General features: G+C 41.5%; 10 protein-coding genes. 5 read left to right on the forward strand and 5 right to left on the reverse strand.

Annotation, left to right across the window (positions count from 1 at the left end):
- The first annotated feature begins 122 nt into the window (after window positions 1-122).
- Window positions 123-1,277, forward strand: a complete 1,155-nt coding sequence (mutY, locus tag K1J10_RS09215) for an A/G-specific adenine glycosylase (protein WP_223356992.1) — start codon at window positions 123-125, stop codon at window positions 1,275-1,277.
- Between the two features lie 26 nt (window positions 1,278-1,303).
- On the opposite strand, the gene K1J10_RS09220 is transcribed toward mutY, so the two are convergent.
- The 5 genes from K1J10_RS09220 to K1J10_RS09240 form a co-directional block, all read right to left on the reverse strand.
- A complete protein-coding gene (locus K1J10_RS09220) occupies window positions 1,304-1,651 on the reverse strand; it encodes a thioredoxin domain-containing protein (protein ID WP_061563945.1) in 348 nt (115 codons plus the stop codon).
- A 109-nt stretch (window positions 1,652-1,760) separates the two neighbouring features.
- A complete protein-coding gene (locus tag K1J10_RS09225; protein ID WP_223356993.1) occupies window positions 1,761-3,479 on the reverse strand; it encodes a phospho-sugar mutase in 1,719 nt (572 codons plus the stop codon).
- A 155-nt stretch (window positions 3,480-3,634) separates the two neighbouring features.
- Window positions 3,635-4,207: an ECF transporter S component gene (locus K1J10_RS09230; RefSeq protein ID WP_125329433.1), complete on the reverse strand. Its 573-nt coding sequence runs from the start codon at window positions 4,205-4,207 to the stop codon at window positions 3,635-3,637.
- Window positions 4,204-4,743 carry a phosphopantothenoylcysteine decarboxylase gene (coaC, locus tag K1J10_RS09235; RefSeq protein WP_223356994.1) on the reverse strand — a complete coding sequence of 180 codons (540 nt, stop codon included), beginning with the start codon at window positions 4,741-4,743 and terminating at the stop codon, window positions 4,204-4,206. The genes K1J10_RS09230 and coaC overlap by 4 nt, the downstream gene beginning before the upstream one ends.
- Before the next feature lie 5 nt (window positions 4,744-4,748).
- Window positions 4,749-5,435 carry a phosphopantothenate--cysteine ligase gene (locus tag K1J10_RS09240; protein ID WP_223357000.1) on the reverse strand — a complete coding sequence of 229 codons (687 nt, stop codon included), beginning with the start codon at window positions 5,433-5,435 and terminating at the stop codon, window positions 4,749-4,751.
- 267 nt (window positions 5,436-5,702) lie between these two features.
- Between K1J10_RS09240 and K1J10_RS09245 the strand changes: the two genes are divergently transcribed.
- The 4 genes from K1J10_RS09245 (at window position 5,703) to K1J10_RS09260 (ending at window position 9,891) form a co-directional block, all read left to right on the forward strand.
- A complete protein-coding gene (locus K1J10_RS09245) occupies window positions 5,703-7,373 on the forward strand; it encodes a formate--tetrahydrofolate ligase (RefSeq protein ID WP_048788993.1) in 1,671 nt (556 codons plus the stop codon).
- Between the two features lie 79 nt (window positions 7,374-7,452).
- Entirely contained in the window at window positions 7,453-7,965 is a 513-nt protein-coding gene (locus tag K1J10_RS09250) for a GNAT family N-acetyltransferase (protein ID WP_223357002.1), read from the forward strand.
- 358 nt (window positions 7,966-8,323) lie between these two features.
- Complete coding sequence (locus tag K1J10_RS09255; RefSeq protein ID WP_223357010.1) at window positions 8,324-9,343, forward strand: DUF3137 domain-containing protein; 1,020 nt, start codon at window positions 8,324-8,326, stop codon at window positions 9,341-9,343.
- Window positions 9,337-9,891, forward strand: a complete 555-nt coding sequence (locus K1J10_RS09260; RefSeq protein WP_223357012.1) for a LemA family protein — start codon at window positions 9,337-9,339, stop codon at window positions 9,889-9,891. The genes K1J10_RS09255 and K1J10_RS09260 overlap by 7 nt, the downstream gene beginning before the upstream one ends.
- Window positions 9,892-10,037 lie beyond the last annotated feature (146 nt).

Consider the following 10,037-nt stretch of genomic DNA (forward strand, 5'->3'; position numbering starts at 1 on the left):
TTACAGAACTGCTTGTGAAGCTCTAGAGGATGAGTTCAAGTAAATGTTGCACTTATTCTTGCAATTTATCTTATAAAATCAGAATCTCTAAACTAGAAGTCATTCTATGGTATACTAGGAATATGATGGATTTAAAAGACTATGGGATTAATATGTGGGAGGAGGAGAAAATTGCCTCTTTCCGAGAAAAGTTATTAGCCTGGTATGATGCCAATAAACGAGATCTCCCCTGGAGAAAGACCCAGGATCCTTATAAAATTTGGATCTCAGAGATTATGCTCCAGCAAACACGAGTCGATACGGTGATTCCTTATTATGAACGTTTTTTAGATTGGTTTCCGACGATTGCTGATCTGGCTCAAGCCCCTGAAGAAAAGCTCTTAAAAGCTTGGGAGGGCTTGGGCTATTACTCACGGGTTCGCAACATGCAGAAAGCTGCTCAGCAAATCATGGAGGACCATGGGGGTGTTTTCCCATCAAGCTATGAGGCTATCTCTAAACTCAAGGGAATTGGACCTTATACAGCTGGTGCCATTGCTAGTATTGCCTTTGGCTTGCCAGAGCCAGCAGTGGATGGCAATGTCATGCGGGTTTTAGCTCGTTTGTTTGAGGTGGACTACGATATCGGAGTTCCGACTAATCGTAAGATTTTTCAAGCTATGATGGAAGTCTTGATTGATCCAGAGCGTCCGGGTGATTTCAATCAGGCTTTGATGGATTTGGGCTCAGATATCGAGTCCCCAGTCAACCCACGGCCGGAAGAAAGTCCTGTCAAGGAGTTTAGTGCAGCCTACCAACATGGGACCATGGATCGTTATCCCATCAAGGCTCCTAAGAAGAAACCAGTATCAGTCTATCTTACAGCCTTTATTATCAAGGATAGTCAAGGGCGCTACTTGCTGGAGAAAAATGAGCGAGAAGGACTCTTGTCAGGCTTCTGGCATTTTCCCTTGATTGAAGTGGATAGTCTATCTGAGAACCTGGGCCAATTGTCTCTGCTGGACGAGAAAGAACAAGCAGAGGGCAATCTAGAGATTCTCTCCTTTGAGCAGGACTATGACTTGGTCATTGATTGGCAAGAGAGAACTTATCCCTTAGTCCAGCATGTATTTTCGCATCGCAAGTGGCAGGTTCAAATCCGGTACGGATTAGTAAAAGAAGGAGAACAAGCAACCAGTGAATCGACTGTTTGGTTGCAACCAGAAGAATTTTCGGCCTATCCTTTTGCCAAACCTCAGCAGAAGATTTGGACGACTTTTACAGAAAATGAAAATTAGCTAGAGAATAATCTCTAGCTAATTTTTTATAGATGAGCGAATGCTTTGATTTCTTCTTCTGACATGGATGAGTCGCAGCGAACGGTAACTTCACCGGCTTCGACATGTAAAAATCCAGGAACAGTTGGAATGCCATAGGTAGAGCGGAAGGCTTGCAAAGCATCAAGTTGACTTGGTTCTTCACTATTAATGAAGTAGATATGAGCTTTAGTTTCGGCTACGACAGTTGCTAATTTAGCAGCGAACTTACGACAGTAAGGACAAGTTTTGCGTCCAATAAAGAAGGTTGCTGTTTCTTTTTGATCGATGGCTTCTTGCGCACGCGCAACAGTGGTTACTTCAAGATCTTTAATATCTTCTAAAAATTGTTCCATGGGAGTACCTCGCTTTCTTATAAATCTAGTATGCCATAAAGGGCGAAAAAATGCTGTATTTTGATACGAAAAAAAGATGAGATTGGTTGATCTCATCTTTTGTGGTTGCTTATTTTACAAAGGCATTGATTTCAGCTTCGATGTTAGCAATCTTAGCTTGTGAATCTTCGTTGCTTTCACCAACAACTGCAATGTAGAACTTGATTTTTGGTTCAGTACCTGAAGGGCGAACTGCAATCCATGATCCATCAGCAAGCGTGTATTTCAATACATCACTTGGAGGAGTAGTTAAGGCTGTTACAGTGCCATCAGCGGCAGTAGATGTTTGTGCTTTAAAGTCTTCAGTGATTGAAACTGCTGTTGCGTTAAATTCTTTTGGACCGTTTTCACGGAATTTCGCCATAATCGCCTTGATTTGCTCAGCTCCGTCAACACCAGAAAGTGTAACAGAGATTGTCTTTTCAGCATAGTAGCCGTACTCTTTGTAGATTTCCTCGATACCGTCAGCAAGTGTCAAACCACGAGAGCGGTAGTAAGCAGCAAGCTCAGCAACAACAAGAACAGCTTGGATAGCGTCTTTATCACGCACGAATGGTTTAATCAAGTAACCGAAGCTTTCTTCAAATCCCATCATGTAAGTGTGATTGTGTTTTTCTTCGAATTCTTGGATTTTTTCAGCGATAAATTTGAAACCAGTCAAGACGTTGAACATAGTTGCGCCGTAGCTTTCAGCAATCTTCGTTACCAAGTCAGTTGAAACGATTGATTTGCAAAGGGCTGCATTTTCTGGAAGTGTACCAGCATTTTTGTGAGCTTCCAAGATGTACTTAGCCATGATGGCACCGATTTGGTTACCTGAAAGGTTAAGGTAGCTACCGTCTTTTTGAAGGACTTCAACACCGACACGGTCAGCGTCAGGGTCAGTTGCCACAAGAACATCAGCTCCTACTTGGCGACCAAGTTCTTCTGCAAGAGCAAAGGCTGCTTGGCTTTCAGGGTTTGGAGATTTAACAGTTGAGAAGTCTGGGTCTGGAGTTGCTTGAGCTTCAACGACTTGAACAGAGTCAAATCCTGCTTGAGCAAGAGCACGACGAGCCAACATTTCACCAGTACCGTGAAGAGGAGTGTAGACAATCTTCATGTCTTTGCCAAACTCTTCAATCAAGGCTGGGTTGATGTTAACGTCTTTTACTTCTTTGAGGTATTCAGTATCGACAGCTTCACCGATGACTTCAATCAAACCAGATGCTTTTTCAGCTTCTACATCCGCAACTTCTACAGCGAAAGGATTGTCAATGGCACGGATATAAGTTGTCAATGCGTCCGCGTCGTGTGGAGGCATTTGGCCACCATCTTCACCGTATACCTTGTAACCGTTAAACGGAGCAGGGTTGTGGCTAGCTGTAATCATGATCCCTGCAAAACAGTTGAGGTGACGAACTGCAAATGAAAGCTCTGGAGTTGGACGGAGACTTTCAAAGACATAGGATTTAATACCGTGTTTAGCAAGAACGGCTGCTGATTCAAAAGCAAACTCTGGAGAGAAGTGACGGCTATCATAAGCGATTGCAACTCCACGTTCTTTTTCATTTCCACCTTTAGATTCGATCAAACGAGCCAAACCTTCAGTTGCTTGACGAACAACGTAGATGTTAATACGGTTAGTCCCAGCACCAATCAATCCGCGCATACCAGCAGTACCGAATTCAAGGTTTGTGTAGAAGGCATCTTCCTTCGTTTTTTCATCCATGTTTTCCAAATCACGACGAAGGTAATCTGGTAGGTCAGCGAAATCAGCCCATTTTTGGAAGTTTTCTTGATAAGTCATAGTGCAACTCCTTATTTCTATAAATTAATCGCTTACATTATAGCATTTTTTTTCTGAAAAAACTAGATTCAATAGCAATTGTTTTCAAATTTATATGCTGAGTGTCCACAAAAAAATCACACCTTCATTTGAAAAGTGTGATAAACGAAAATGACTTATAATGAATTCTTAACTTTTGAGAGAGGTGGGATAATCGCTAGTGTCAGAATGACTGTCGCAAGGACCTCAATCAATGAGTTGGTGGTTAAAACAGCACCGAGGAAGGCTTGGATACCACCTGGATAATTTTTTGAAAAGAAGATGAAAATACCTGAAAGCACAAAGAAAGTGTTGGTGAAAGATCCAACAGCTGCAGCGATTGCCAGTCCGGACTTATTATGGATCAACTTGTACACAAAGTAAGGGGTGATCCCGATGAGGATACGGGGAACCAGTACAATGATCAGAGAGTATATGTTTCCTTTTTCAACAAAGGGACTGAATAAATAGCTACTTGGTAGCTGAACGATGGTGTTGATGGTAAGGCTAAAGAGTCCCATCAAGAGTCCCAAGGTTCCACCAATACGAGGTCCATAAAGAATGGAGGCAATGACCACTGGGATATGGACGAAAGTCGGTGGAATTAGAAAGGGGAAGAATTGGAAGATCATGGTTGATGTAAAATGAATGGTCACCATGATAGCGAAGAAGATAGAAATTTGTGCAATGGATGAAGAAGATTTTCTCATGAGAGCGACTCCTGTATAGTAGTTAGAATGGTTTCGATGGAAGCTAAAGCGCCAGATCCCTGATCGCCACAAGCTAGTAAAGCTTCACGCGGTGGGATGATTTGGTAGCCGTAGCTTTTTAGAGTTTCAAGATTGTTTTGTGTAGCGGGGTGGTCCAACATCTTGGTATTCATAGCGGGTGCTAGGAATTTCTTTACCTCAGACGGGAGGGCCAAAGCAGTGCTGGTAACAATGTTATCTGCAAAGCCGTGGGCTAATTTTGCAATGGTATTGGCACTAGCAGGTGCGACTAGAAAAAGATCGGCCTCTTTCCCCAAGTCAATATGTTGGATTTGTTTTGGATCCTCTTCTGTCATGACCTCTACCAGGACAGCTTGTTTGGAGAGGACCTGAAGGGTTAGAGGGGTAATAAAAGCTGTAGCTGCAGGAGTCATCAGAACCTTTACCTGGTGACCGAGCTTGGTCAATTGACTGGTGAGGTCTGCTGCCTTGTAGGCAGAAATGCTTCCAGTTACAGCCAGTAGTATATTCGCCATAGGTTTTATCCTTTGTTTATAATGTGATGGTAGATTTTTTGAGCAATATCCAATTTCGTTTCGGCTATTTGAGTAGCATCTTTCGTAACTAAATAAGCCCGATGCTTTCCGTCTTGAATTTCGTTCAAATCATTGGCAACAATCATTTCTGCCTGATTTTTTTCGAGACTAGCACGAGCAACGGCTAGCAGTTGATCCTGTGCTACATCAACCAGCAGTTTAAAGCCGATTAAGCGAATATCTGGATTCCACGTTTTTACTAAGGAAATCAACTTAGGATTTTTCTTCAAAAAGAGAACTTGGTAATCTTCCTCTGAAGAAATTTTCGATTCCTTGTTGGATTGATGAAGAAATTGCTCTAAATTGCTAGCTTCTTTGACAGCTTGAAAGCCTGACATATAGACAGGGCTGTAGTCAGAGACAGCCATGGCATGGATGAGCACCAGGTGGGTTGGAGTTTCTTTTTCAAGGACGGTTTGAAGTTCAGCGACATCTTTGATGAATATCCTTCTTAAATGAGGATGTTCTTTAGGCTGAACCGCAGTTGGGGTTGTCACCAGAGTCACAGAAAAACCTGCCTCTAAAAAACGTTCGGAAATGATTTTTCCAAGTTGACCAGTGGAATGGTTGGTAATCGAACGAACCTGATCGATTTTTTCACTCGTACCACCGGAAGTAATCAAAATATTCATAGGCTTATTTTACAAGAATTTTATATTTTAGTAAAGCCAAGAACACGGCTCTTACGATTGTTGGTCAAGGGGATACAAAGGCGGTAGAGTAGATGATGAAGGGACTCATAGTTATTTCATATAGAGAGGTATAAGAAAATGGAATAAAGGCTGAAAAAGCAGAGTTACTAAGCAAAAACCGAACGAACGAGAAAAGATTGAGATTTAAAATATATATCCTTGTGAAATTTCTGTATAATAGGATTATTAAATAGTGAGGAGATTCAGATGAAGACAGATATCGAGATTGCACAAAGTATTGAATTGAAACCAATCACAGATGTGGTAGAGAAATTGGGTATTCACTTCGATGACCTAGAACTCTATGGAAAGTATAAGGCGAAATTAACCTTTGACAAGATCCAAGCCGTTCAAAAGGAAGAACCAGGAAAGCTCATCTTGGTAACAGCGATTAACCCGACTCCAGCAGGAGAAGGGAAGTCTACCATCACCATTGGTTTGGCAGATGCTTTAAATAAAATCGGGAAACAAACCATGATTGCCATTCGCGAACCTTCCTTAGGTCCCGTAATGGGGATTAAAGGGGGAGCAGCAGGTGGAGGTTATGCCCAAGTTCTTCCAATGGAGGATATCAATCTTCATTTTACGGGGGATATGCATGCCATTACGACAGCCAATAATGCCTTATCTGCCTTGATTGACAATCATTTGCATCAAGGAAATGAGCTAGGCATTGACCAACGTCGGATTATCTGGAAACGGGTAGTGGACTTGAATGACCGTGCTTTGCGACACGTATCGGTTGGTCTCGGTGGACCGCTCAATGGGATTCCTCGTGAAGACGGATTTGATATCACCGTTGCTTCTGAGATCATGGCCATCCTTTGCTTGGCGACAGATATTGAAGACTTGAAACGCCGTTTGGCTAATATTGTGATTGGTTACCGCTATGATCGTAGTCCAGTTTATGTCCGCGATTTAGAAGTAGAAGGGGCGCTTGCCTTGATTCTGAAAGATGCGATCAAGCCAAACTTGGTTCAAACCATCTATGGAACTCCAGCCTTTGTTCATGGTGGACCTTTTGCTAATATTGCCCATGGATGTAATTCTGTTTTAGCTACCTCAACCGCTCTTCGTTTAGCCGATTATGTAGTGACAGAAGCAGGTTTTGGGGCGGATTTGGGAGCCGAAAAATTCTTGGATATCAAAACACCAAATCTTCCTGTTAGCCCATCTGCAGTGGTGATTGTTGCAACGATTCGTGCTTTGAAGATGAATGGTGGAGTTGCCAAAGATGCTCTTTCTGAAGAAAATGTAGAAGCTGTTCGTTCAGGTTTTGCGAACTTGGAGCGCCACGTTGAAAATATGCGTAAATTCGGAGTTCCTGTAGTAGTGGCTATTAATGAATTTGTCACAGATACAGAAGCTGAAATTGCAGCTCTGAAAGAACTCTGTGCTTCTATTCAAGTTCCTGTTGAATTGGCGAGCGTTTGGGCTGATGGTGCTGATGGAGGATTGGCCCTAGCAGAAACAGTAGTGGAGACACTTGAAACAAGTCCAGCCAACTACACTCGTCTTTATGATAATGACCTTTCTGTTGAAGAAAAGATCACTAAGATTGCCCAAGAAATTTACCGGGCTGACAATGTTGTCTTTGAGAAGAAAGCCAAAACTCAGATTGCTCAAATCGTGAAAAATGGCTGGGACAAGTTGCCAGTTTGTATGGCTAAGACCCAATATAGTTTCTCAGATGATCCAAGTCTCCTCGGGGCGCCGTCTGGTTTTGACATTACCATTCGCGAATTGGTACCTAAGACTGGTGCAGGCTTCATTGTTGCTTTAACAGGTGAAGTGATGACTATGCCGGGATTACCAAAACGTCCTGCTGCTTTGAACATGGATGTAGCAGAAGATGGTACTGCTTTAGGCTTGTTCTAAAAAAATATATAGAGGTTGGCGGACAACCTCTATTTTTGTGCTTTTGGGGTATAATAGAGAGATAGAAAGCGAGAAGACCATGCTGAAGATAAGACCAGTCACACTTGAAGATGCTCCTGAACTTGTCAGGATTTATGCCCCTTATGTTGAGAAAACAGCCATCACTTTTGAATACCAGGTTCCGACGATTGAGGAATTTGAAGGGCGTATCGAAAAGATCCTTCAACGTTTTCCCTATTTAGTAGCTGAAGTAGACGGTCAAGTCCTTGCTTATGCCTATGCCTCAACCTATTATGATCGATCAGCATATGATTGGGCGGTGGAAGTATCTGTCTATGTAGATCAGGATTATCGTGGGCAAGGACTGGGTTCTCGTTTGTATGAGGCATTAGAGTCGGAGTTGGAGGCGCGTGGTTATTTGCGGTTCTTAGCTTGCATCGCTCTGCCAAATCCAGCTAGTATTGCGCTCCATGAGAAACGAGGCTATGTGAAAGTTGCTCATTTTCCTAAAATTGGCTACAAATTTGATCAGTGGCATGATATCGTCTGGATGCAAAAGACTATCGAAGGGCCTATGAAGCCCCTAATGTAAAAATTAGAAGGAGTTTAGCTTTGCTCAATTTCTTTTAAGTTATTTAAAAGGAAGTCTAGAACGAGCTTCTTGACATTTTTTGGCCGTTCATGGTAAACTAGTTTTATGCGATGAGTCGATTGGCTCTTAGGAGCCTTTTGCGCTGAGGAGGTCTACATTCAATTGTAACGCAGGAGCGGACCTTGAACAGTTGTGTGAACCTGCTGTTCTCATCGAAAGATGCCTCAATCCCTTACCGTTTGGTAGGGGATTTTTTTGTAAAAATTCATTGTAAGCAAATACATAAATTTGTTTGCCTCTTATGACTACCGGTGATATAATGATGTAAATAAATGGATTCATTTGTGTTTGAAAGGAGATGGTTATAGTGTATGATCAAAACAGTCCAAACAACAAGTGGTCACAAGAAACGTTTAAACGTATCAGTGAACTGGAAAAATTAGAACAATATCAGGCTAAGTTGCTCATTATGAAGGAACAAATGAAGAATAATCTTCATTGGAGAAACGCCACCATTCTTGGTGGTATTCTAGCTTTTCTCTCCTTCCAACTTGTTAGATGGCGAGCAGCGATTGTTATCATTCTTCTTGTAGTGGTGTTTTATTATTTACCAGCATACAAAAAACGAAAAGCCTTATTCGGAGATCAGGTTCGATCCAATGAAGAGATTTATATTACAGATTTTCTTTGTCCCATTCTGAAAGAAGTCTTCCCTCAATCGGAGCTAACTCTGACAGCTGACTACCCAATGAATGTCCTGCAGGTCATTAGTCCGAGATCGACTAAGTTTGATCTCTTTCATCAATTGTCTTTCCATGATGAAAAGAATCTCGTAGTAGCCAATCTCTATGCTTATCATATTGAGACGCGAACAAAGAGAGACTCTAGCGGGAATACTCATACGGTCCGTGAAGAAGTTGAGGATTTTGCTGGTCAGATTTTTTCATTAAAAGCTCCGATCTCATTTCCTGGGCACTTGAGAGTTGTTCCAACCAAGAAATCTTTCTTTTTAAAAAGAGAAGTCAAAGGTGCCTATCCGGGTGCTGGACCTAATGAAGTCCAAATTGAAACAGAAGATATCCAAAACAATGAAAATTACAATATTTATTGTACAGATGAACTGGCTGCTCGAAAATTCTTAAAACCCAAGATACTAGAATGGTTTGATCAGCAAATTTCTCAAAATGCCATGTGTGTGTATTTAGTACAAGATACAATCTATATTTCCTTATATACTAACCGCTACCTTTTCCCAACACCGAAAAGAAAAGATGCAATCGAAAGTCTTTCGATTGCTGCAGAGTATCAAAAACTCTGTAGGGAGATTGATCTCATTGATGAATTAACCAATATATTTAAAGGAGAATTACTATGTTAGGATTATTTATTGCCATTGTCGTTTTTGCTCTTGTCGTTGTTATGTGGTTTATCGGAGAAAGCAACCGTTTGAACCGTTATCAGGTCATGATTGAAGAAGCAAAGAGAACGGTGGATATCACTCTTGTCAAACGCTACGATACCATTTCTGAAATGTTGAAGGCAGCTAAGGCCTATGCCAAACATGAAGAGAAAGTCTTTACCGAATTAGTAGCCCTTCGTCAAGGTGCGTCAATCCAAGAATCCAACCAAGTCATTGCCAATCAAAACGATGTTTTGGCACAAATCCGAGCAGTAGGTGAGAATTATCCTGAGCTCTTGTCTTCAAACCAATTCTTGGCCTTGCAAAAAGAAATTGCTGACGAGAATGAAGATTTGGCGGCTTCTAAACGCATTGTCAATAGTAATATTAGCCAAATCAACCAAGCCATAGTAACCTTCCCAACTTCACTAGTGGCGGGTATCAAAGGGATGCAACAAGTGCCATTTTTATTGGAAGATACACAAGGAAAGAAGGATTTGAGTGATTTGGATTATGAAATCCATTAATTTTTAATAAAACTATTCTATATCTAGAAACTATCCCGGTCTTAGATCGGGATTATTTTGTTTTTACAAGTGATAAATTGTAAAATATAGTGCAACAAAAAAACTCATAGCGTTTCATTGGGGTAAACTGTAAGTATTCACACAAA

The sequence above is a fragment of the Streptococcus australis genome (genome assembly GCF_019930045.1).
Lineage (GTDB): Bacteria > Bacillota > Bacilli > Lactobacillales > Streptococcaceae > Streptococcus > Streptococcus australis_D.

What these genes read in the sequence shown, in the direction of transcription:
- K1J10_RS09255 (WP_223357010.1), top strand. Translation starts at nt 8,324, where the DNA reads ATGGTTATAGTGTATGATCAAAACAGTCCAAACAACAAGTGGTCACAA.
- K1J10_RS09225 (WP_223356993.1), bottom strand. Translation starts at nt 3,479, where the DNA reads ATGACTTATCAAGAAAACTTCCAAAAATGGGCTGATTTCGCTGACCTA.
- K1J10_RS09230 (WP_125329433.1), bottom strand. Translation starts at nt 4,207, where the DNA reads ATGAGAAAATCTTCTTCATCCATTGCACAAATTTCTATCTTCTTCGCT.
- K1J10_RS09245 (WP_048788993.1), top strand. Translation starts at nt 5,703, where the DNA reads ATGAAGACAGATATCGAGATTGCACAAAGTATTGAATTGAAACCAATC.
- K1J10_RS09260 (WP_223357012.1), top strand. Translation starts at nt 9,337, where the DNA reads ATGTTAGGATTATTTATTGCCATTGTCGTTTTTGCTCTTGTCGTTGTT.
- coaC (WP_223356994.1), bottom strand. Translation starts at nt 4,743, where the DNA reads ATGGCGAATATACTACTGGCTGTAACTGGAAGCATTTCTGCCTACAAG.
- K1J10_RS09220 (WP_061563945.1), bottom strand. Translation starts at nt 1,651, where the DNA reads ATGGAACAATTTTTAGAAGATATTAAAGATCTTGAAGTAACCACTGTT.
- K1J10_RS09240 (WP_223357000.1), bottom strand. Translation starts at nt 5,435, where the DNA reads ATGAATATTTTGATTACTTCCGGTGGTACGAGTGAAAAAATCGATCAG.
- mutY (WP_223356992.1), top strand. Translation starts at nt 123, where the DNA reads ATGATGGATTTAAAAGACTATGGGATTAATATGTGGGAGGAGGAGAAA.
- K1J10_RS09250 (WP_223357002.1), top strand. Translation starts at nt 7,453, where the DNA reads ATGCTGAAGATAAGACCAGTCACACTTGAAGATGCTCCTGAACTTGTC.